Annotated in this window: 23 protein-coding genes and 1 tRNA gene; 8 read left to right on the top strand and 16 right to left on the bottom strand. The window is 57.3% G+C overall.

The window, feature by feature from the left end; translation table 11 throughout:
- Nucleotides 1-192: 192 nt before the first annotated feature.
- The 7 genes from DWV43_RS05355 to DWV43_RS05325 form a co-directional block, all read right to left on the bottom strand.
- Nucleotides 193-1,128, bottom strand: coding sequence for a hexose kinase (locus tag DWV43_RS05355; RefSeq protein WP_117629913.1), 936 nt, complete (start codon nucleotides 1,126-1,128; stop codon nucleotides 193-195).
- Nucleotides 1,129-1,181: 53 nt separating this feature from the next.
- Nucleotides 1,182-2,063, bottom strand: coding sequence for an aldose 1-epimerase family protein (locus tag DWV43_RS05350; protein WP_117817230.1), 882 nt, complete (start codon nucleotides 2,061-2,063; stop codon nucleotides 1,182-1,184).
- A gap of 374 nt (nucleotides 2,064-2,437) precedes the next feature.
- Entirely contained in the window at nucleotides 2,438-2,962 is a 525-nt protein-coding gene (gene lacB / locus DWV43_RS05345; RefSeq protein ID WP_006234831.1) for a galactose-6-phosphate isomerase subunit LacB, read from the bottom strand.
- A 63-nt stretch (nucleotides 2,963-3,025) separates the two neighbouring features.
- Nucleotides 3,026-3,454, bottom strand: coding sequence for a galactose-6-phosphate isomerase subunit LacA (gene lacA / locus DWV43_RS05340; RefSeq protein WP_006234830.1), 429 nt, complete (start codon nucleotides 3,452-3,454; stop codon nucleotides 3,026-3,028).
- A gap of 307 nt (nucleotides 3,455-3,761) precedes the next feature.
- A complete protein-coding gene (locus tag DWV43_RS05335; RefSeq protein WP_117629879.1) occupies nucleotides 3,762-4,733 on the bottom strand; it encodes a hypothetical protein in 972 nt (323 codons plus the stop codon).
- Nucleotides 4,734-5,239: 506 nt separating this feature from the next.
- Nucleotides 5,240-5,578 (bottom strand): PTS lactose/cellobiose transporter subunit IIA, encoded by a 339-nt coding sequence (locus DWV43_RS05330; protein ID WP_089572387.1) that lies wholly within the window; start codon nucleotides 5,576-5,578, stop codon nucleotides 5,240-5,242.
- A 214-nt stretch (nucleotides 5,579-5,792) separates the two neighbouring features.
- Nucleotides 5,793-6,797 carry a LacI family DNA-binding transcriptional regulator gene (locus tag DWV43_RS05325; protein WP_117629880.1) on the bottom strand — a complete coding sequence of 335 codons (1,005 nt, stop codon included), beginning with the start codon at nucleotides 6,795-6,797 and terminating at the stop codon, nucleotides 5,793-5,795.
- A 357-nt stretch (nucleotides 6,798-7,154) separates the two neighbouring features.
- On the opposite strand from DWV43_RS05325, the gene DWV43_RS05320 reads away from it, so the two are divergent.
- Nucleotides 7,155-8,924, top strand: coding sequence for a lactose/cellobiose PTS transporter subunit IIB (locus tag DWV43_RS05320; RefSeq protein ID WP_117817231.1), 1,770 nt, complete (start codon nucleotides 7,155-7,157; stop codon nucleotides 8,922-8,924).
- 66 nt (nucleotides 8,925-8,990) lie between these two features.
- Nucleotides 8,991-10,430, top strand: a complete 1,440-nt coding sequence (gene lacG / locus DWV43_RS05315) for a 6-phospho-beta-galactosidase (RefSeq protein WP_117797501.1) — start codon at nucleotides 8,991-8,993, stop codon at nucleotides 10,428-10,430.
- A 439-nt stretch (nucleotides 10,431-10,869) separates the two neighbouring features.
- Here the strand turns inward: lacG and DWV43_RS10170 are convergent, their stop codons facing one another.
- Both DWV43_RS10170 and DWV43_RS05310 read right to left on the bottom strand, forming a co-directional pair.
- The gene (locus DWV43_RS10170; protein WP_158551494.1) at nucleotides 10,870-11,010 is read right to left on the bottom strand and encodes a hypothetical protein; all 141 of its coding nucleotides are present in this window, start codon (nucleotides 11,008-11,010) and stop codon (nucleotides 10,870-10,872) included.
- A gap of 112 nt (nucleotides 11,011-11,122) precedes the next feature.
- Nucleotides 11,123-12,493, bottom strand: coding sequence for an ATP-binding protein (locus DWV43_RS05310; protein WP_117817232.1), 1,371 nt, complete (start codon nucleotides 12,491-12,493; stop codon nucleotides 11,123-11,125).
- 302 nt (nucleotides 12,494-12,795) lie between these two features.
- Between DWV43_RS05310 and DWV43_RS05305 the strand changes: the two genes are divergently transcribed.
- Both DWV43_RS05305 and DWV43_RS05300 read left to right on the top strand, forming a co-directional pair.
- On the top strand, nucleotides 12,796-13,062 hold the full coding sequence (locus DWV43_RS05305) for a type II toxin-antitoxin system Phd/YefM family antitoxin (protein ID WP_117817233.1): 267 nt from the start codon (nucleotides 12,796-12,798) through the stop codon (nucleotides 13,060-13,062).
- Nucleotides 13,052-13,357, top strand: a complete 306-nt coding sequence (locus DWV43_RS05300; protein ID WP_117817234.1) for a type II toxin-antitoxin system RelE/ParE family toxin — start codon at nucleotides 13,052-13,054, stop codon at nucleotides 13,355-13,357. Before DWV43_RS05305 ends, DWV43_RS05300 begins: the two co-directional genes overlap by 11 nt.
- A gap of 14 nt (nucleotides 13,358-13,371) precedes the next feature.
- Here DWV43_RS05300 and DWV43_RS05295 read toward each other — a convergent pair whose 3' ends face one another.
- Nucleotides 13,372-14,136, bottom strand: coding sequence for a DeoR/GlpR family DNA-binding transcription regulator (locus DWV43_RS05295; RefSeq protein ID WP_117817235.1), 765 nt, complete (start codon nucleotides 14,134-14,136; stop codon nucleotides 13,372-13,374).
- A 205-nt stretch (nucleotides 14,137-14,341) separates the two neighbouring features.
- On the opposite strand from DWV43_RS05295, the gene DWV43_RS05290 reads away from it, so the two are divergent.
- A complete protein-coding gene (locus DWV43_RS05290) occupies nucleotides 14,342-15,394 on the top strand; it encodes an aldose epimerase family protein (protein ID WP_158569829.1) in 1,053 nt (350 codons plus the stop codon).
- 68 nt (nucleotides 15,395-15,462) lie between these two features.
- Here DWV43_RS05290 and DWV43_RS05285 read toward each other — a convergent pair whose 3' ends face one another.
- Nucleotides 15,463-15,855, bottom strand: coding sequence for a PTS sugar transporter subunit IIB (locus tag DWV43_RS05285; protein ID WP_304650757.1), 393 nt, complete (start codon nucleotides 15,853-15,855; stop codon nucleotides 15,463-15,465).
- Between the two features lie 259 nt (nucleotides 15,856-16,114).
- Between DWV43_RS05285 and DWV43_RS05280 the strand changes: the two genes are divergently transcribed.
- Together DWV43_RS05280 and DWV43_RS05275 are read left to right on the top strand one after the other, a co-directional pair.
- Nucleotides 16,115-16,190, top strand: a tRNA-Thr gene (locus DWV43_RS05280).
- Nucleotides 16,191-16,971: 781 nt separating this feature from the next.
- Entirely contained in the window at nucleotides 16,972-17,337 is a 366-nt protein-coding gene (locus tag DWV43_RS05275; protein ID WP_117564756.1) for a hypothetical protein, read from the top strand.
- 135 nt (nucleotides 17,338-17,472) lie between these two features.
- Here the strand turns inward: DWV43_RS05275 and DWV43_RS05270 are convergent, their stop codons facing one another.
- Genes DWV43_RS05270 through DWV43_RS05255 form a run of 4 tightly spaced genes read right to left on the bottom strand, consistent with a single transcriptional unit; the run spans nucleotide 17,473 to nucleotide 20,027 of the window.
- Nucleotides 17,473-17,946 carry a YhcH/YjgK/YiaL family protein gene (locus DWV43_RS05270; RefSeq protein ID WP_117817237.1) on the bottom strand — a complete coding sequence of 158 codons (474 nt, stop codon included), beginning with the start codon at nucleotides 17,944-17,946 and terminating at the stop codon, nucleotides 17,473-17,475.
- A 32-nt stretch (nucleotides 17,947-17,978) separates the two neighbouring features.
- Nucleotides 17,979-18,113 (bottom strand): hypothetical protein, encoded by a 135-nt coding sequence (locus DWV43_RS10480; RefSeq protein ID WP_255413312.1) that lies wholly within the window; start codon nucleotides 18,111-18,113, stop codon nucleotides 17,979-17,981.
- Nucleotides 18,114-18,150: 37 nt separating this feature from the next.
- Nucleotides 18,151-19,086: a hexose kinase gene (locus DWV43_RS05260; RefSeq protein WP_117583558.1), complete on the bottom strand. Its 936-nt coding sequence runs from the start codon at nucleotides 19,084-19,086 to the stop codon at nucleotides 18,151-18,153.
- 59 nt (nucleotides 19,087-19,145) lie between these two features.
- Complete coding sequence (locus DWV43_RS05255) at nucleotides 19,146-20,027, bottom strand: aldose 1-epimerase family protein (protein ID WP_089572398.1); 882 nt, start codon at nucleotides 20,025-20,027, stop codon at nucleotides 19,146-19,148.
- Between the two features lie 157 nt (nucleotides 20,028-20,184).
- On the opposite strand from DWV43_RS05255, the gene DWV43_RS05250 reads away from it, so the two are divergent.
- Nucleotides 20,185-20,769: a hypothetical protein gene (locus DWV43_RS05250; protein WP_089572399.1), complete on the top strand. Its 585-nt coding sequence runs from the start codon at nucleotides 20,185-20,187 to the stop codon at nucleotides 20,767-20,769.
- A gap of 75 nt (nucleotides 20,770-20,844) precedes the next feature.
- On the opposite strand, the gene nagA is transcribed toward DWV43_RS05250, so the two are convergent.
- On the bottom strand, nucleotides 20,845-22,014 hold the full coding sequence (gene nagA, locus DWV43_RS05245; protein ID WP_117776791.1) for an N-acetylglucosamine-6-phosphate deacetylase: 1,170 nt from the start codon (nucleotides 22,012-22,014) through the stop codon (nucleotides 20,845-20,847).
- Between the last annotated feature and the right edge of the window lie 4 nt (nucleotides 22,015-22,018).

Here is a 22,018-nt window from a genome sequence, read left to right as displayed (position 1 = left end):
CGCCTCAATCGTAGCTCGAGACGGGCCCGGGCTGACAATTTCGACTGTAATGGGGACGTTCTTAAACGACTAGTCAAACAAGAACGTCCCCAACAACTAATGACTCGAGCGTGGAAAATCCCCCACTTTGAACTCGTATGGGCACCAAAAGCGGGAGATTATCCACGATCATTCTATTAGGAGTCGCAACCGCTACAACTCTACGACCTCAACGTTGCTGTAGATCTCGTCCCAGCGGTCCATGATCAGGTGGCCGGTCTTGGGATCCATGGCGTTGAGCTTACCGCAGGTATTGGCGGTCTTGAGCACCGTGACGTCGTCGGCACCAGCAGCAATGGCATGCGCAAAACCGGCGATGGTCGAGTCGCCGGAACCCGTTGCGTTCACAGCCGCAATCGCGGGCGTCTTGGCGCGGAACGCGCGACCCTCATGGAAGCCCACCGAACCGGCAGCGCCCATCGAAACGACAACCCAGGGAATACCGGCAAAGCGGCCATCGGCGGCAAGCGCCTCGCGCAGGGCATCGACATCATCGGTCGTAAAGGACGTACCCAGTAGGCCGTTAATCTCGGTCAGGTTGGGCTTTACGAGCTCGGGCTTAGCGTCGGACTCCAGCGCTGCCTCCAGCGATGCACCCGAGGTGTCGAGCAGCACCTTGGCGCCCGCCTCCTCGGCGATCTTGACGAGCTCGGCATAGTAGCCGGCATCGACGCCACGCGGCAGCGAGCCCGAAAGCGTCACAACGTCCGCCTTCGCCGCGAGCTCGGCGAACTTGGCCGTAAAGGCCTCGAGCTCGGCCGGGGCGATCTGCGGGCCGCTCTCCAGCAGCTCGGTCTGATTACCCTCGTGCAGAATATTCAGGCAAATGCGCGTCTCACCGGCGATGGGCACAAAGTCGTTCTTGACGCCGTCGGCATCCATAAGCTCGGCCATATAGGCACCCATGTGGCCGCCAAGCAGACCAGTCGCGAGCACGTCGTCTCCCAGTTGCAGCAGCACACGGCTCACGTTGAGGCCCTTGCCGCCAGCGGTCTTTTCGGGCGTGACGCGGTTAACGTCGTCAATGATCAGCTTGTCGAGCTGATAGCGCGTATCAATCGACGGGTTCATGGTGACGGTCAGAATCATATTGAACTCCTGTTCCGGGGCGGCATGACCCGCCCCAAACATACGATAACTCGTTAAAGGATCTCGATCTCAAAACCGCGAATGACGGTCTCCCCCGGCTTGGCAACCAGGCAGCCACGCTTGTGCTCCAGAATATCGTCCTCATCGGAGCAGGTAGACAGGCCGCCCCACGGTTCCACGGCCACAAAGTCACCCTCGGGCTTGCTCCACACAATCAGGTATGGCATATCGGGGAACGTCAGGCGCACGCCCTTGTCCTCGGTTTTCTTGGTCAGCGTAACCACGCGGCTCTCGAGCACGTCAAAGATGGTCTCCGCGAAGTCGAAGAGTTCGTGGGCAAGCGGCAGGTTCTGGTCGATCATGGGGTTCTTACTGCGATGCCCAACATCAATCAGGCCCGTCGAGGGAACGGCAGTACAGAGCTCGGCGGCCTCACGCTGATCAAAACGAAGCTCATAGTCGTCATAGGACTCGTCCTCGTCGAGCGGGCACTTAAAGCCGGGGTGGCCACCCACAAAGAACGGCATGTCCTCGGTGCCCTCATTGGTCACCTCGTACGACACGGCCACCTTTGCCGCATCGATCGTGTAACGAGCAACGATCTTAAACGGATACGGGTACTGCTCGAGCAGCTCGGCATGGTCGGCAGAGCTTAGGCTCAGTGCAACCATGTTGTCGCTCTGTTCCTCGAGCTTCCACTCCTGTTTGCGCGCAAAGCCGTGGCGGGCGAGCCTAACCTCGCGGCCGCCCATGGTCATTGCGTGACCGTCGCGAAGGCCGCCGCAGATCGGGAAACAAATGGGTGCCTGGCCCGACCAGACCGCCGGGTCACCCTGCCACAGGTACTCACGGCCGTTGGCCGCAATAGAAGTGAACGATCCGCCAGCCGTGCTCAGTGCTACGCGGATAGAACCGTTATCAAGAACAAACTCCATAGGAGCCTTCCCTTTCTTACGACAGCCCGCCAAGTCAGTGGGGCTGATAGAAAACCGGCCCGCGCCCCCTCACAGAAACGCGAGCCGTCAATTGAAAAGCTGCAGAATGCCGGGGGCCGCCAAAACGAAGCACTCAAGCCAAGCAAGCAAACGTGTTATCGGAGCAACTTGCCATACCAGAACGCTTCGCAACAACAGCGGTAACCCCACAGGTCACTCAGACATCAGCGAGAAGCCAGCTGGCGAGGCAAGGTGCCGTGAAGCGAGACGGCATTGACCTTCTGGTCATGCCGTCGAAGCTGAGCGGCAGATTGCCCGCCAGATGGCTTCGCAGCGTCGACCGGTCCGGCGTTTGTTAAAACGCCGGAACCCCCTTAGTCGTGATACTCGCCGCGGTCCCACTTCTCGAGGAACTCGTCAAAGAAGTGCGGGTCAGCCTGAGCCTCGGCGTCGGCCTTATTGCAGGCGTCGATCTTGGCAATCAGGGCGTCGTGCTCGGGAGTCTTCTCGTAGGGCTCCTCCAGGAAGGCAAGCATGATATCGGCCATCAGGAACTCGCCGGTGATCTTGCCGCCAAAGCCCACGATGTTGGCGTTGAGCTCGCGACGGGCATACAGGGCAGAGGTCATGTCGCGAACCAGGGCGCAGCGAGCGCCGGGAACCTTGTTGACGGCGTTGGTGATGCCGATGCCGGTGCCGCACAGGGCCACGCCAAAGTCGGCCTTGCCGCTGGCAACAGCCTCGCCCACGGCCTTACCGTAGATGGGATAGTGCGTACGGGTGTGGCTGTAGGTGCCGCAGTCGAGCACCTTGTAGCCAGCCTGCTCCAGGCGGTCGGCCAGATAGATCTTCTCGTCCGTAACGATATGGTCGCAACCGATTGCGATGGTCTTCTTCATCAGAACGTCCTTTCGTCTGAATTCACAAGTTGAGATAGAAGTTCGAGTTCTCGGTGGCTCTCGTTAGGCCATCTTGTTGAGCATGTCGACACGGATCTGGTGACGGCCGCCGGCGTACTGGGCGCGCAGGAACTCGCGGGCGATCTTCTTGGCGACCTCGGTGCCCACAACGCCCGGGCCCATGGTGACCATGCGCGAGCCGTTGTGCTCGCGGGTCATGTAGGCGGAACGCTCGTCGGAAATGTTGGCGACGACCATGCCCTTGATCTTGACGGCGGCCATATAGGAGCCGACGCCGTACTTATCGAATGCGAAGCCCTGGGAATCCTTGTGCTCCAGCAGGTCCTTGGCAACGGCGGTCGCGGAATCGACAAAGTCCGCAGCAGGGGTCTCGGAATAGTCGACGACCTCGTGACCGTCAGCGATGAGCATCTCCTTGATGGACTCCTTCATCGACATACCGTCGGCATCGGAAGCGATTACAACCCTCATGACATCCTCCTTGAGAGATACGCAGGTGCGTAGTTTCTGTTTGGAAGTGTTGAATCGCGCTCAGGTCCGGGCATCTGAATGTGCGGTTCTTCACTGTTCATGTTTATTTGAACACATTCGAACATAGGTTGCAACCATTATTTGTTTAACTTTGTTCTTTTTTGAACAAATACCGTTTACGGTTGATTGCCGACCGTTTGAGCCCGGCGCAGACGTAGCGACCATGTGTTCAACAAACAAAAGGGCGGCCGAGAACGTGTCTCGGCCGCCCTTCTTACGGTTGATCTTCCAAAGATCGCTTTGCCGCCTACTCAGACTGCCCGCTCTTCTTGGCATGTTTGGACGGAGCGCTCAGAAAACGTCCCGTTAAATAGTTCGCCGGGCCGGAAATATCGATCCCCAGCAGCGTGTGCCCCAGCCACAGAAACGCCGCGAGCACCAGCAATGGAATAACGCACGAAGTCACAATCATCACGATGACGCCTTCGATCAGATCGGTCACCTGTTGCACAATCTCATCGGTCATCTGTTTGGCGCCGTTGGTCACCGACGCGACAAGACCCGAGGCACCGTCGGCAAGCTGCTCAAGCACGTTCTTGGATTCTGTGGACTCGGACTTTTTCTTGCTCGTTTTGGAGCTATTGCCGTCTGCCGCACCCGCAGCGTCGGCCGCCTTTTGCTCGGCCGCTTCGATGCTCACCCGATACGTCTCGTCGACCTTTTGCGACACCCATACGCTTGCAGGCACCAAGGCCATGCCGATCACGGCAACCACCAGCACGCGGGTCGCCACGCGGCGCAGGACAGCGCTCGTGCTCCAGCGTCCGTGAATGCCAAGCGAGACCGCAAAGAGCACCAGCGCAAACGGGATTAAGATGCCCAAGCCAACCGACCACAAAATCGTGAGCAAATATTTCTCTAGGTAGAGCACGGCAAGCACGATGCCCAAGTTACCCGAAAGCTGCGCGAGCTGCTCGGCAACCGGCGTTCCCGTATCACCCGGCAGCGCGGTAATGCCCGCAGACAGCGCCACGCACGAGGTCGTGAGCGCCAAAACGTTGCCCTTCTTTTGGTCGATGACCTCGATGGTGGAGTCCCATGTTTTGGTATCGGCAAAATGCGGACGAGCCACAAAGCCCGACAGCAGCGCCAGTACCACGAGTGCAACGATAAAGCCAATCTGCAGCTTTTTGTTTGCGCACACGACATCGGACAGGCTGGGCTGCAGCTCGGTTACCGTCGTGTGCTCGGTTATCTGGACAGGACGCCCATGAGCCATCTCGTGCGCGTCTCTTTTTTGTATTGACCCGTTATCCGGCATTTGGATGCCTCCTCATTCCGGCCTGTATTGCGGTGGAAAGTATACCCACCCATCGAAAAACCGAACGGGAGGGCGTGCAGAAGCTCCATAACGCTGCTAGTCGAATAGTGCCATTTCAAAACTATGCCGGTTTACTACGATAAAACCGATAGGACCGACCACATTTGCTATTAGCAGAAAATGACAAGCTTTCTACCTGCGGCTTTGATAACGCTGTTCTTTCCATAGTTGAAAGAATGCGATTCATCGTAGTAAACCGGCATAGTTTTGTAACCGACAGACCGAGTCGGCACCGCAGCAAACCTAATGACCCGGTTTCTTCCATCCTCAAAGGATCGAATGCATGGCAGGAGTGTCCCAAACTGCCGGCAGATAAGGAACGTCCCCAAGTGCCGGGTAAACAGAAAAGCCCTGCCGCGGGTAGCGGCAGAGCTTTTGGAAGGGGACTTGGTTGTGAGAGCTCGTTAGGCGAGCTTAGCCTCGAGTGCGGCGATGCGCTTATAGGCATCGATGGTAAAGCGGGTCTGCTTCTCCAGGATCATGGTGGTCATGAGAGTGTCCTGAGCGTGAGCCATGATGAAGGTCATCTCCATCTCGCCGCCGCCGGCCTCCTGCGAAAGCAGCTTGGTCTGCGTGTCGTGGGCGCCGATAAGTGCATCGCTGGCATCCTTGTGCAGCTGCTCGGCCTTCTCAAAATCACCCTCGCGAGCAGCATCGAGCGCTGCAAGCAGATCGGTCTGGGCGTCGCCCGCGTATGCGACAATCTCAAATCCAACCATCGAGATTTCTTCTTTGGTTGCCATATTGCGTTCCTTTCACATATGAACCAACGGAGAGCATCGCGTCCGGGCATACGCGCTGCGCTGTGTATGGCAGGAACATTAACATTCAAACAAAAAAGAACAGCGCAAAACGTAATTTCGAGCTATGAACGGTTGCTTTTCACCCGTGAACGGTTTTTAAACCAATCTGAACATTCTCAAACACAATTAGCGGCAACCCAAACAGGTCCGCACCCTAGCGTATATCGCGCACCGTATCGCCCTCGACGAGCACACCCGGAAACAGCATGTGCTCCACACCGGGTGCAGCGCCCTCGGCGCCGGCAATCTTGTCGACCGCCCACATGCCGACGCGCTTGTTGTCAAAGCGCACCGTAGTCAGGCGACGATCGGGCACGATATCGCCCAAACTATCGTCAACACCCACCACGCTTACGTCCTGGGGCACGTGCTTCCCGCGCGACTCGAGCCCGCGAATGCAGCCGTAGGCCATGGCATCGTTGGAAGCATAAATGGCTGTGCAGTTCGAATCGTCCGCAAGCACCTGGCCGGCGGCATATCCGCTCTGTGCCGTCCAATCGCCACGGACGAGTCGCGGCGGCTCAATACCATGCGCGCGCAATGTCTCGCGCCAGCCCTCCTCGCGACGCATGCCCGAAAGCGAGCGCTCGGGGCACGAGATAAAGTGCACGGTCTTGTGCCCCTGCTCCAGCAGGTACTCGACCACCTGGCGCGAGCAATCGAACTGGTCGTTATCGACTGTTGAACAGAGCGGGTGCTCCAGCATGGTAACGAGCACCGTCTGCATACCGGGCAGCGGCTCGAAGGTGCCAAAGTCCGCCGGCATGCGATTCATGATCACAACCATGCCATCCACCGGCAGCGCGCTCATGCGCGACGATGCGCTCTCGAGGGTATACGGATGCCCGTCTACTTTAGTGAGGGTGATGGCATAGCCATGTTTGTCGGCCGCGGCGGCAAAGCCCTCCATACGGTCGAGGTTGCCGGTGCCGGTAATGTTGAACATGGCGACGCCGACGGTCTTAAACTTGCCGCGGCGCAGCGATCGACCGGCAAAATTGGGGCGATACCCCAGCTCGCGCATGGCGGCGCGCACGCGCTCCTTGGTCTCGAGGCGCACGCTGGGCGAATCGTGCACCGTACGCGAGACTGTCTGCTCCGAGACGCCCGCGAGACGCGCCACGTCCTTAACGGAAACCGATTTTTTAACAGCGGCCATAGGTCGATCTTTCTATGTCAACGATGCCATTGAAGACATCCTGCGCAGTCATTTTGAACACCTTTAAGTATATCCAACGCCTCCCCAACGATACGCTTACCACCCAAAACCTACCGTTCACCGACAACTCTGCTTCCCCGAGCGGCTTTTGTCGCCCAAATGTTAACGTTGCCATTGTGCAAACACAGAGCCACCGGGCGGCTCAAACGTTTACGCGCAAGGAATCGACGGTCCACAGGCACAAGGGCCACCGGTTCGCGTCTTTTTTTGTGCCGCAAAATGGCAACGTCAACATTTTGGCAACCGAACGTCAAAAGCTACCATCGTTGCTAACCCACCGACTCTTAGGAGCATTGCATGGAGCAACTCATCGCCATCATCGAAAAGGGCCAGCCCTTTTTCAACGCGATCGCCCGCAACAAGTACCTCAAGGCGATCCGCGACGGCTTTATCTCCGTCATCCCCATCATCATCTTCTCGTCCATCTTCTGCCTGGTAGCCTCGGTCCCCAACATCTGGGGTTTCTACTGGCCCGATGACATCAACAACGCCCTGTGGAAGTGCTACAACTACTCCATGGGCATTCTGGCCATCGCCTGCGCCGCCACCACGGCCAAGCACTTCGCCGACGCCCAGAACCGCGATCTACCCAAGAACAACCAGATCAACTTCATCTCGTGCATGTGCGCAGCCATCATCGGCTTCTTGCTCCTTTCGAGCGACACGATCGCCACGGATGCTGCCAGCGGCTTCAACACCACCTACCTTGGTTCCAAAGGCCTGTTGACCGCCTTTATCGCTGCGTTTGTGACCGGCATCATCTACAAGTTCTTCATTAAGCGCAACATCACCGTCAAGATGCCCGAGCAGGTTCCGCCCAACATCTCGCAGACCTTTAAGGACATCATCCCCTTCTCCGTCTGCATCACCGTCTTTTGGGTCTTTGACATCGTCTTCCGCGCTGCCTTTGGCTTCTGCTTTGCCCAGGGCGTCATCCAGGTGTTCCAGCCCCTGTTCACCGCCGCCGACGGCTATATCGGCCTCGCTGTGATCTACGGCGCTATGAGCCTCTTCTGGTTCGTCGGCGTCCACGGCCCCTCGATCGTCGAGCCCGCCATCGCCGCCGCTCTCGTTGCCAACATGACCGACAACCTGGCTGCATTCCAGGCCGGCGAGCACGCCACCGCCGTCCTGACGCAGGGAGCCCAGTACTTCGTCGTCTGCATGGGCGGCACCGGCGCCACGCTCGTCCTGGTCTTTATGTTCTGCTTCCTGGCCAAGTCCCAGGAGATGCGCGCCGTCGGCAAAGCAGCCATCGTCCCCGTGTGCTTTGCCGTCAACGAGCCGCTGCTGTTCGCCGCGCCTATCGTGCTCAACCCCGTCTTCTTTGTCCCGTTTGTCTTTGCCCCGATCGCCAACATCTGGATCCTCAAGGTCTTTATCGACTTCTTGGGCATGAACGGCTTTATGTACACCCTGCCCTGGACCGTCCCCGGCCCCATCGGCACCATCATGGGCCTGGGCTTCCAGCCGCTCGCCTTTGTGATGCTCGCCATCATCCTAGTCATCGACTTTGCCCTGTACTACCCGTTCTTCCGTGCCTATGACGCCCAGAAGTGCGCCGAGGAGGCCGAGATCTCCCAGGAGGAGCTCGCCGCCAAGAACGCCGAGAAGGCCGCCAAGCTCAACGACGCCTTCCAGGGTAAGGCCGACGCCAAGAGTGTTGCCGCCGGCGCCGCTGCCGAGGTCGTAAAGACCGACGCTGTCCCCGCTGCTGCCGCCACCGAAGCTACGGCCGCCAGCGACCTCAACGGCAAGCGCGTACTCGTGCTCTGCCAGGGCGGCGGCACTTCGGGCCTGCTCGCCAACGCACTGGCCAAGGCCGCCAAGGAGCGCGGCATCGATCTTGAGACCGCCGCCGATGCCTATGGCAACCACGTGGACATGCTTCCCGACTTTGACCTGGTCGTCCTGGCCCCGCAGGCCGCCAGCTACCTGGCCGACCTGCAGAAGGACTGCGAGCGCGTGGGCAACAAGTGCGTCGCCTGCCGCGGTAAGCAATACATCGAGCTCTCCCAGAACGGCGACAAGTCTCTCGCCTTTGTGAGCGAGCAGCTGTCGAAGTAAGTAACGCTTAGGGCCAGCCGACTATCCAAGACCGGCTGGCCCTTCGATTTAAACGATTGGATCATCATGTCCGTTAACCCTGCCAGCGTCACCAACCCGCCCGCGCAGTTTCCCGAGGACTTTGTCTTTGGCGGCGCCACCGCTGCCTACCAGGTAGAAGGCGAGACCCGCACCCACGGAAAGGGCAAGGTCGCCTGGGACGACTTCCTGGAGGCCCAGGGCCGTTTCTCCCCCGACCCCGCCTCCGACTTCTACAACCAGTACCCCGTCGATCTGGAGCTGTGCGAGGAGTTCGGCATCAACGGCATCCGCCTCTCCATCGCCTGGAGCCGTATCTTCCCCGAGGGTACTGGCAAGGTAAACCCCGAGGGCGTGCAGTTCTACCACGATCTCTTTGCCGAGTGCCACAAGCACCACGTTGAGCCGTTTGTCACGCTGCATCACTTTGACACGCCGCTGCCCCTCTTTGAGAAGGGCGACTTCCTCAATCGCGAGACCATCGACGCCTTTGTGGACTTTGCCACCTTCTGCTTTAAGGAATACGCTGACCAGGTGACCTATTGGTTCACCTTTAACGAGATCTGGGCTGACGCCTCCAACACCTACATCGAGGGCACCTTCCCCGGCGGCGTCAAAGCTCATCTGGCCGAGGCCTTCCAATGCGAGCACAACATGATGCTTGCCCACGCCAAGGCTGTGCTGGCCTTCCACAACGGCGGCTTTAAGGGCAAGATCGGCGTCATTCAGTCGTTGGAGTTCAAGTACCCGCTCAACGAGAACGACCCCGCCGACATCAAGGCCGCCAACAACGAGCACGTGCTGCAAAACCAGTTCCTGCTTGACGCCACCTTCCGCGGCGACTATGCCCCCGACACCCTCGAGTGCGCCAACCGCCTGGCTGCCGTCTCGGGCGGCACCATCGAGATCCTGGACAAGGACCTCGAGATTATGCGCGAGGCCGCGCTCTACAACGACTACCTGGGTGTCAACAACTACCAGTGCCGTTTCCTCAAGGCCTACGACGGCGAGAACGACCTGCACCACAACGGCACGGGCGAGAAGGGTACCGGCCGCTGGCGCGTCAAGGGCATTGGCGAGCATGTGAACAAGCCCGGCATCCCCACCACCGACTGGGACTGGATCATCTATCCCGAGGGTCTGTTCGATCTGCTCGTCTACATTAAACAGCGCTACCCCAACTACAAGCAGATTTTCATTACCGAAAACGGTATGGGCTACAAGGACCCCTACAAGGACGGCTTTGTGGACGACCAGCCGCGCATCGACTACATCGAGCAGCACCTGCGCTGGCTGCTTAAGGCCATGGAGGTGGGCGTCAACGTGGGCGGCTACTTCCTGTGGAGCCTGCAGGACCAGTTCTCCTGGACCAACGGCTACAACAAGCGCTACGGCTTCTTCTACGTAGACTTTGAGACCCAAAAGCGCACGCCCAAGGCGAGCGCCTACTGGTACAAGCACGTGGCGCAGACCCGTCGTCTGGACTAGTGGCTTGCGGCGAGCAAAATTGCTCCGCTCACATATCCTGTCCCCCATTTCTCAGCCGGGGGCGACACGTCACACGGCGCGCCGCCCCCGGTCTTTTTGTTTTTGGGCTGGTCAGGAGCCGTTTGTCTCGATCTGTAACATCTGACCCGCGGTTTCGGCCCCAACTGTTACAGATCGAGATGAACGGGGTGGGCCGGGCCGAATTGTCTCGATCTGTAACACTAAACCCGGTTTTGGGCGTCTACCTGTTACAGATTGAGACAAACGTACCGGCCAATCCTCTCAATCTCAATCTATAACAGTTAGCCGGTTATTTCGCCCCCACCTGTTACAGATCGAGATGAATAGATTAGACCTAGCCGAAAAATCTCAACCTGTAACACGTAGCCGAGTTTTTCAGTCCTAGCTGTTACAGATCGAGACAAACAGGCCGAGCAAGCTACACCCGTAGGTCTTTCACGCTGGAGCATTCGACCAGCACGCCCGAAACAAGCGTACGGCTTCTGGAGCTCGGGGCTTCTAGGCACGCAACGACCTCGTCGGGCGCACGGACACCCAGTCCGCGGTGACGGAACTTCACCGACATATCCCGAAAACTCGATCCCCGGCTTAGCTTGCGCGCATTATCACAATAAACCCCCAACGATACACGGTCCTGCGGTTCAATGAGCCACAGGACCGCATGCCGTCGATCAGATAAAGATCGTCATATACAGAGGTAGATATATCCTATGCCCTTCAGCCCTGAGCTGTTTTGGGTGAAGAACTATCTCTTCTCCGACTCGTCGTTCGAATCGTCTGCCGAAATCGTCAAGCGAGATTGTTGAATACGATTTGGAAGATTTAACTTCAACAGGAGTGACCCGCGGTTTTCCAGCCGCGTCTTCAAAGCCGCGCGAAACAAGAAAATCAATTTCACGCGTTCTGGGCCGACTCCCCTCTGTTTTGGAAGGCTCCTGCCAGCTGTAATAAAAAAGCGAATGCCCCAGACTCTTAAGCTGCTGCGCCACGATGTTCTCGGTTAGCATTCCTTTATTAATTGAAATTCTTCCAAATTGAATGTCTCTATGAACATCCATAAGGTCCGGACCATCATCAAACGCCAAGCTCACGAGCAATCCCGTGTCCGCCATATAGCATTTAAGCGAAGACGCGTCCTCGTGCAGGCGGTAACCCACGCTCGGATCACTGCATAAATAGCAACGGTTAATCAGTCGCGCATCCTCAAGCCAGATTAACGCCGACTCATATGTCTCAAAACGGGACCCCTTCTCCAAGCTGTCAAATTTGAACCGTTTATTTGCCGCAGATAATTGACCCGGAATATCGTCATAAACCGCCCGCGCACGTCTAGCGTCCGAACCTCCAAACTTGGCAATGTCCTCCCTGTACAGTGCGATAATCTGCCGTTTAACCCTGTCGCATCCTCTAAAATCATTCTCTGCCACAAAGGAGTCGACCGACTGAGGCATACCACCGACAAGCATATACTCATCAAATAATCTCATGCACGTCGCATGAACGCCGTCCGGAAGCGCGGTCCGAGATTCGCGCGCTTTACGGATCTCTTCTGCATAAAGATCTTTTCCGGTCGCCCAAAGATACTCCTCAAAATCGAGGGGCTCGAGAGGGATCCTTTCTTCCTCTGACGGTATGACAATGCTATCGACATTCTTTTTGATGGAGACAAGAGAGCCTGTCTCGATGTAATCAAATCTGCCGTCTTCTACAAGATGCTTTATGTATTCGCGCGCGATGGGAAACCGCTGCACTTCATCAAAAATGACCAGCGACTCTCTCGGTTCGAGGGCCTTACCATACTGCAGCTGAAGCATGCGTAAAAAAAGATCGACATCTTCACGATGGTTCAGAAATATATCGAGCGTGGCTTTGCTAGCAGCCGAAAAGTCAATGTACAGATAATCCTTGTATTCATTTTGCGCGAAGCACTTGACGAGCGTCGTTTTGCCAACGCGTCTTGCACCCTCAATAAGCACCGCAGTGCGCCCTTGCGAGCGTTCTTTCCACTCCTGCAGACGATCATATGCCTTCCGTTTAAACATAATCTCACCTCAGCATAATTTACGTGCTAGTTTACAAAAATACCGACCTTCAGATATATCTAATAATACAAAAATACCGAGCTTTAAACGAGCTTATAGCTACAAAAATACCGACCATTGCAATGGTTGAGACATACAGTAATACCGAGCTTTACGCATAACGGATGCTATGCCGAGCCGTCTCGATCTGTAACACTAAACCCGGTTTTGGGCGTCTATCTGTTACAGATCAAGACAATTCAACGATGCCGACTATTCGATACGGCGTGGTACAATTATGTCCCAATGCGAAGGAGATACCTATGCCCATCTGTGTGCCCGTCCGAGACATGAAGGACACTGCCACATTCACCGCACTTGTTGAGTCTGAGCGCGACGTCACCGTAACTAAGAACGGCTACGAGGCCATGCACTGCATCAGCAGCGACCAGTATCGCCTCATGCAAGACGAAATCGCCAAAGCCAAGCTGCTGTCTCGTATGATGCTGGCAGAAGACGAGATATCGCAAGGCGACTACAGCGACTACGACTCCTTCGCGACCGCGATGCGAGACAAATATGACCTATAACGTCGTAATACTCAAAAGCGCACGATATGAGTACGAGAGTATTGTCGGATACCTTGCTCAAATCCTCATGAATCCACGTGCAGCGGGCAATTTTGTTGCCGAGTTTGAATATCAGCTTGATCTGCTTCGCGAGCAGCCGCTCCTACGGCCCCTCTCCCACACACGGGAGCTGGCGACACGCAATTATCGATCGTTTCCCGTCAACAACTACGCGTGCCTTTACAAGTTTGAGCGCGATGCGATCTATATCGCCCATGTCTTTCACCAGTCACAGGACTACGCCCGCCTGGTCTAGCACGGCGGCACTCGCTAGCAAATGACCTGCGTGTGTTCCTCGATGGCGGCACGATCCTCGGCGGTAATACCCGGCTCGCACACCACGGCATCCAAATTGTCCAGGCGGCAGAAGGTGTAGAAGTCGCGCTTGCCGATCTTGCTGGAGTCGGCGATCAGATAGCGCGAGTCTGCCTTGCTAAAAGCGAGCTGCTGGATACGGCCCTCGTCCATGTTGGACGTAGACACGTCGCCATCCAGAATGCCGTTGGCGCCGATAAACGCCGCATCGATGCCCAGCGCGCGCAGGGTATCCTCGGCCGTTGGTCCCACAAAAGCGGCGGTGCGGCGACGGTACATACCGCCCACGAGGCACAGCTCGCAGTCTTCGCGCGCCTCGAGCAGGTTAAACACCGAAAGCGAATTGGTCACAATGCGCAGGCGAAACGTCGGCAGCATCGAGGCCATCTGCTCAACCGTGGTGCCCGTGCCCAAAAAGATGGTCGAGCCCTCCTCGATAAGCTCCACAGCACGGCGCGCAATCTGCAGCTTTTCCTCGGCATGCTTAGTGCGCTTTTCGCTGTGCGAATACTCATGGCGCAACATAGCGTGCGGACGGCCCTGTGCACTGCGGGCTCCGCCGTGCACGCGCTCAATCTCGCCTAGGCTCGCAAGTTCTTCGAGGTCGCGGCGAATCGTCATGTCCGAAACGCCCAACGCATCCGAAATCTCTTTGACCGAGACCGTGCCCTGCTCCTCGAGCAGCTGACGAACCTTATCCTGTCGCTCTGCCTTAATCACGATGAATCCTCGCCGTTCTTTGCGCGCATATCATTCAAACAGTAACGAACAAATTGTATCAGACTCGTACGCGTCAAAAATGAACGCCCGCACAGCTCCAATCATCACTTTTTTGAGAAAAATACCCCGTGCTTTAGTGGGGTGTAGTGATAATCTCGCCTGTTCGCGCTACAGTTTGTCGGAATACCTCGATGTTAGGAACCAAATGATCACTTCCGAGCTTTTCGGCACCGCGCCGTGCGGTACCCCCGTTCATCGCTACACCCTTAACGGGCCCGAGATCTGCGTTCGCATTATGGACTATGGCGCCACCGTGCTGGGCATCGATGTGCCCGACATTCCCGGCAACGTACGCGATGTGGTGCTGGGCTTTGATAAGCTCGAGGATTACTTTGACAACCCCGCCTGCTTTGGCGCGACCATCGGCCCCGTGGCCAACCGCACCGCGGGTGCCACGATCACCATCGCCGGCACGGACTGGCATATGCCGGCCAACGAAGGCGTCAACAACCTGCACAGCGATCTTGAGCATGGTCTGCACAAGCGCGTATGGGATGTTGAACTCGACGAGGTCCACAATGCCGTGCGCATGACCACCTCGCTTGAGGATGGCGAGCTGGGTCTCCCCGGTAACCGCACCTTTACGGCCGTGTTTACCGTGACGCGCACCGGCGCCTTTCGTATCGAGTATGGCTGCGAGAGCGACTGCGCCACGTACGTGTCCATGACCAACCACACGTACTTTAACCTTGCCGGCCATAACGCCGGAATGGACTGCGAGCACTTCTTTGTTGCTAATGCTGCTCACTACCTGCCCATTAACGAGCAGAACATCCCCACCGGCGAGATCGCTCCGGTCGAGGGCACGCCGTTTGACTTTCGCGAGCTGCGCCCCGTCGCGCCTGGCATGGAGGCCGACGATCCGCAGATTAAGCAGGCCCGTGGCTACGATCACTGTCTGTGCATCGATGGCTATCAGTACGGCCGTAATCTGCGCCGCGCGATGCACGTCGAGGAGATGTGGACCGGCCGTGAGCTGGACTACTACACCACCGCCCCGGGCGTGCAGCTCTACACCGGCAACTGGCTGGGCGACGAGCACGCCAAGGACGATGCCAACTATGGCTGGGGCGCCGGCTTTGCCCTCGAGGCCGAGATGTACCCCGACACGCCGCACCAGCCGCTATTCCCGCAGGGCATTGTGGGCCCGGGTCATCCCTATAGCAATGTGATCGAATATCACTTTATGAGGCACTAAGCCCGCAACGCGACATATCGCACAGCAGCGCCCGCCGGCACACCGCCGACGGGCGTTTTTCTACCTAGTCATTGGGGACGTTCTTGGATGACTAGTTGAATGGGGTCGGGGTTGGAGCTGGGGAGGTAGCGGATTTCTAGTTCTATGCCGAGCTTTTGTAACTCTTTGAAGGCGGCGATGTCCGTATCGTCTACGGCAATGGCAGGCGTTGCAGAGCGCTTGCCCTCCCTCGCCCGCATATGGCCGATGCTGATCTTGGTTATTGGCACACCGCCCTTAACCAGCGCGAGTGCATCCGTGGGCGACGCCACCATGATGAGAATCCATTGGCGCGGCGTTGCAGTATGAATGATGTCGATAGTCCTTTGTACCGAGAAAAACCGCGTCCACACGCCATCGGGCGCCGCGACCCTCATGGGTGCCCATTGGCGCGAATCTGCCGCGATCTCATCGTTGACGATTTAGATAAGATTGGAACCCACAGTCTCGTTCCACAGCTCAACGTCTTGCCCGTAAATGAAACGGTCGTCGATACGTGTAAGAAGGATCCTGGGTTGAGCCATGGCAGCCCCATTCTGTTTGAGACCCGTAAGAGCGAGACATCACGTCTCCAATATTAGTGCATTTAAAGTGAGAAAAGCCGTCAGAACACTTGCGCGGATGTGCGATGTCCCGTATCATAGACAGCCGTTGACGCCTCAGTTGCGTCATCATATGGCCGCCAGCGTAGCTCAGTTGGTAGAGCACCGCTCTCGTAAAGCGGGGGTCACCGGTTCGAGCCCGGTCGCTGGCTCCATTACACAAGATAGCCGCCTTCGGGCGGCTTTTTTGTTGCCGATTTTGAGTGCGTGCGCGCCAATCCAAACATCGCCACGTCAACGGCGGCCCACTCGGTGGACTTCGGGTTTAATGCTTAGGGGCGGGGATTTACCAAAGTGAAATCTTAATGAAAAGAAACCCAGCTGCAACAATTGCCATGGTGAGGGCTCAAATTGGCCATATAGATCTAAAATAGTCACAATATACAAATGTCGAGAGATATTGGCGATATAGATGAAAAGAACTAAGGGTTTTCTTTTGCTGGTATTGATGCTGCTCGGACTGTCCTGCCTGAGTGGCCCTTCTTGGGCCAAGGCTGCCTGTCCTGAAGGTGAGCCTTAGCAGTCTTATACGGGCAGCCTGCTGATAACTGCTAAGGAGGGCGATGCCGACTCTCAGTCTGGGGTAAATCCCCTTGCCACTTTTGAGGGGGACGGCGGAACGGTCAAGCTTGACCATATTGGTAGCGGGATTTTGAGGTGGCAAGTTCTTCCGGACAAAATTGCGAACGATCCCTTCTCTTTTGCTGGAACGATTTATCTATACAAGGTTGTGAGCGGAAAACAAAAATACGTCGATTGCTATCCGACAAACGGGTCTGGAATTGCATTCACCGGCATTTCGGGGCAGATTGATACACATGTACGAAAGGGAACCTAAGTGGTGCGTTGGGTTGGAGCTGCTGCAGGTCCGATATGGATTGCGGTCTTGCGCCCCGATGTCCAAATAGGTTTCTCTCTCTAGACGGGAAGTTGCTCATGGACGCCATATATGACGGAGATGACTGGGTCGATCATTATACTTGGCGCCTGGTCGGCTCGAACGACAATGGGGATGTGGTGTTTGATGGACTATGTCCAAAGCATCTCCATCCTTTTGTCTCGTCGTTAATTGAGAGTTCCGCTCGTGTTGCCCCCTACAGCTCGGCATCGCTTCATGATACGGACGTTTTGAAGACCATAAGGGAATCAATTGACGATGGCACGATGAGCGGCCCGCTGTTTTCTCGGCTTGTGGGGCTAGATGAGATTGGCTCGAAACGACTGCTTGCGGGCGAAAAAGTGGAACTCACTTATCGGTCGATGATTTCAATCCTGCGGCTAGCCGATGTTCTTCGCAAATAAATGAGGCTTCCCTATTCAAAAACAGAAAACCCCGCCAAACGTGATTTCCCTAGGGAAAACCCGTTTGGCGGGGTCCTAGCGTGATTTCCCTAGGGGAATCACGCCATCAGACGAACAGCTCAGCCGAGCAGCTCGCTACTCCTCCCAGTAGGCGTCGGCAAGCAACTTAAAGCAGATCTTCTTGACCGGCTGTGCGCCATCGCCCGGGAACTCGAGCGTGGGCATGTGAGGCTCGCCGGCAACGAACAACGCAAACTTGTCGTCGGCAAGATCGCCGGCGATCGAGGCGTCGGAATCGACCAAATCGTAGTCGTCCTTCTCGTCAAACTCTTGGACCAGCGTCAGGCTACCCGTAGCGACCTTAAAGGCCTCGCGACCCTCGACGTCAATCTGCAGGTCGTGATAGCGCTGATGCGTCTCATAGTGAGCCTTGTCCTCAGGACGCGTCGTGGGAGCCATGACGTTCGCAAAGACCTTGTCGCCCAGGATTGGATGGCTGCCGACCTCGAGCTCCGCCGGGTCGTTCTCCTCGAGCCAGTCAATCAGCACGTCGAGGCCCTTGAGCATTCCGCGGTATTCCTCGATATCGCCCAGTGCACCGTAAATCATCTAAATCCCCTCTCGGATCGTTTCTTTGGCGGCTACTCGGCAAACGCGTTACCGACGCTGTTGCCACCCACATACGTCTCGACCAGGCTAAGGTCGGGATTGAACACGACGAAGTCGGCGTCGCGCCCCGGCATAATGCTACCGCACTTGTCATCGGCTCTAACCACAAGCAAGCAACCGATGCCGGGGCCGACGCCCAAGCTCTTACAGCTCGGTCACGACAACGCCGTTGTAGACCTCGTCCCAACGGTCCATGACCAAGTGGCCAGTCATGGGATCCATGGCGTTGAGCTTGCCGCAGGTGTTGGCGGTACGCAGCACCGTCTCATCATCCGCGCCGGCTGCGATGGCGTGCGCGAAGCCGGCAATGGTCGAATCGCCAGAGCCCGTAGCGTTAACGGCAGGGATATCGGGAGTCTTGGCGCGGAACGCACGGCCGTTATGGAAACCCACGGAACCGGCAGCGCCCATGGACACGACGACCCAGGGGATATCGGAGAAGCGGGCATCAGAGGCGAGCGCGGCGCGGAGCTCGTCCACATCGTCGGTGGTAAAGCTCGTGCCCAGAAGGCCGTTGATCTCGGTCAGGTTAGGCTTAACCAGTTCGGGCTTAACTTCGGACTTAAGGGCGGCCTCAAGCGAAGCACCCGAGGTATCGAGCAGCACCTTGGCGCCGGCGTTCTCGGCAATGCCCGTGATCTTGGCGTAGTAGTCCGCCTCGACGCCGCGGGGCAGCGAACCCGAGATGGTGACGACGTCGGCCTTGCCCGCAAGCTCGGTAAACTTGGCGGTAAAGGCATCGAGCTCCTCGGGGGCAATCGTCGGGCCGCTCTCGAGCAGCTCGGTCTGGTTGCCGGCGTGAAGGATGTTGAGGCAAATACGAGTCTCGCCCTTGATGGGTACAAAATCATTCTTAATGCCGTTGGCATCCATGAGCTCGGCCATGTAGGCGCCCATGTGGCCGCCGAGCAGACCGGTTGCCACAACGTCGTCGCCCAGCTGATCCAGGACGCGGGCCACGTTAAGGCCCTTGCCGCCGGCGGTCTTTTCGGGCGTCACGCGGTTGACGTCGTCGATAATGAGCTCATCGAGCTGATAGCGCGTATCGACAGACGGGTTCATCGTAACGGTGAGGATCATTTTTAGCTCCTTATCTCGCAGGCTCCTTGTGCCTCGCGATACGAGTCGACAAAACGGAATTACAGAATCTCAATCGTGAACGAGCGAACGACGGTCTCCTTGGGCTTGGCGACAAGGCAGCCGCGCTTATGCTCAAGCACGTCGTCCTCATCGGAACAGGTCGAAAGGCCGCCCCAAGGCTCAACTGCCACAAAATCACCCTCGGGCTTGCTCCACACAATGAGATATGGGAAGCCCTCAAAGCTCAGGCGAACGCCCTTGTCCTCGCCCTTTTTGGAAAGCGTGACCTGGCGGCTCTCGAGCACGTCAAAGATGGTCTCCGCAAAATCGAAGAGCTCGTGCGACAGGGGCAGCGTCTTTCCCACCATGGGGTTCTTGGAGCGCTTGTCCACGTCAATCAAGCCAGTCGAAGGGACAGCGGTGCAAAGCTCTGCAGCCTCTTCTTTCTCAAAGCGCAACTCGTAGTCCGTATAGGCCTCGCCCTCATCGAGCGGGCACCTAAAGCCGGGATGCCCACCGATAAAGAACGGCATGTCCTCGGTGCCCTCGTTGGTAACCTCATAGGAGACACGCACGGCGGCGTCCTCGAGCGTATAGCGGGCGACGAGCCTAAACGGATACGGATAATCGCTCAGCAGCGCGGCGTTATCCTCCGAAGCCAGGCACATAGCCAACTCGTTCTCGCCTTGGCTCAGCAGCTTCCATTCCTGCTTGCGCGCAAAGCCGTGGCGAGCGAGCTTTACATGATGCCCGGCAAACGTCATGGCGCTGTTGTCGCGCAAGCCTCCGCAAATCGGGAAGCAAATCGGCGCCTGGCCGGACCACACGGTGGGATCACCCTGCCACAAGTACTCGCGACCTCCGGCCTCAATCGAGGTAAACGAGCCACCAGCCGTGGAAACCTTAATAGAAATCGAATCGTTGGAGAGAGCGTATTCCATTACCCATCCTTTCGAACAACTGCTTTATTTCACGCAAGCGCCCGTTTCAATCCTAACCATAGAACAAACCCGCACGCTCATCGATGCGTCCGGTATCCCGGCCATGTAACGGGGTACCATACAGACATTGATGCAATTACAGCTGAAAGGCCTTCTTATGCGAACCATCATTCTTTATGCCTCACGCCACCACGGCAATACGAAAAAGCTCGTGGACGCCATCGTCGAGGCGCACCCCGAAATCGATACCCTCGATGTGAAAACGCTCGGCAAAAACGAGTATCCCAACCTGCACGAATACCATCTGATTGGTGTCGCCACGGGCATCTATTACTCCGAGATCGACAAGGACATGGCACGCGTGCTCACTAACGTGTTGCAGCCGCAGGACAAGGTGTTTGGCCTTATGACCTACGGTGGCAAAAACAAGTGGTACGGCAAGGATATCGATGGCATCTGCCGCATGAGGCAGGCCATCTTTATGGGTGTCTACGGCTGCCCCGGCTTTGATACGTGGGGGCCGTTCAAACTCACCGGCGGTGTCCAAAAGGGGCACCCGACCGCTGAGGAAATTAAGGGTGCCGTCGACTTCTTCGACAAGATCGAAGACGAGTATGGAGACATCATCGTCGAAGAGTACGCCAAGCGCGAGAAGCGCCTAGCATACGAGAAGGAGCATCCTGCAGGAGGCCTGGTGGCCGGCGTTAAGCGTACGGCAAAGAAAATCGCTAGCAAGCTGTAACTGTAAAGGTGCTTTTGAGCGTTTAACCCGTACGGCGGGTCCGAGCAGATTCGGGCCCGCCGTCTTTTTCTTTCGTTACTCGGTAAAGGCGTTGCCGACGCTCTGGCCGCCAACATACGTCTCGACGAGGGTGAGCTCATGGTCGAACACGACAAAGTCGGCGTCGCGACCCGGCATGATGCTGCCGCACTTATCCTCGATGTGCGCGGAGCGTGCCGGCACCTCGGTTGCCATGCGAATGGCGATATCGGCGCTGGCGATGCCCCAGTCGACGATGTTCTTGACGCCCTGGGCAAGCGTGAGCACCGAACCGGCAATGCTCTTGCCATCGGCGAGCCAGCACAGGTTGTCCTTCATGATGACGTCCATGCCACCGCTGGTGTAGCTGCCCTCGGGCATGCCGCCGCAGCCCAGGCAGTCGGTGATGAGTACCGTGTGCTGCCAGCCCTTGGCCTGCAGCAGCGCCTTGATGGCGGCAGGGTTTACGTGCTTGCCGTCACAGATGATCTCGGCGTAGGTCTCGGACGTGGACATAGCAGCACCCACGACACCGGGCTCACGGTGATGCAGCCCGCGCTGGCCGTTATAGGTATGCGTAAAGCAGCTGGCACCGGCGTTGATGGCGGCGATGCACTCGTCATACGTGGCATCAGAGTGACCGATGCTGGTCACGACACCCTTCGCATTGAGGGCAGCAGCATAAGCAGCGGCGCCATCGCGCTCGGCAGCCATGGCGCTCTTAACGATACGTCCGCCGGCAGCCTCCTGCCACTCGTCAAAGACCTCCTCGGAGGGGTCAATCAGGTAAGCGGGGTTCTGTGCGCCCACATGCTTCATGGTAAAGAAGGGGCCCTCCAGGTAGATGCCCTGAATGCGAGCACCGCAGAAGTCAGGGCCGCGGCCCTCGTCAGCCTGAGCGATGACGGCGCAGGCATCCTTGATCTGCTCGACGCCATCGGTGAACGTCGTGGGCAACCAGCTGGTGGTACCGCGACGGGCGAGCTCGGTCGAGCTAATATCGATACCCTCGGGGTCGTTATCGGTAGTTGAGTGGTTGTAGAAGCCGTGGATGTGGGTGTCGACCATACCCGGTGCGATCCACGATCCCGTGTAGTCCTTGATCTCGCAAGAGGGCTCGTCGGCCTGCCAGGCGCCAAAGACGCCATCCTCGACCATAAGATAGCCGCCCAGTTGCGGGCCTGCCGGCAAGAAGAACTTGTCAGCCTTAATTGCGTACGTGCTCATATGC

The organism is Collinsella sp. AF05-9 (assembly GCF_003465595.1).
In the GTDB taxonomy this organism is placed as follows: Bacteria; Actinomycetota; Coriobacteriia; order Coriobacteriales; family Coriobacteriaceae; genus Collinsella.
Note: the sequence above shows the minus strand (reverse complement) of the source record. Positions and strands in the feature narration are given on the sequence as shown.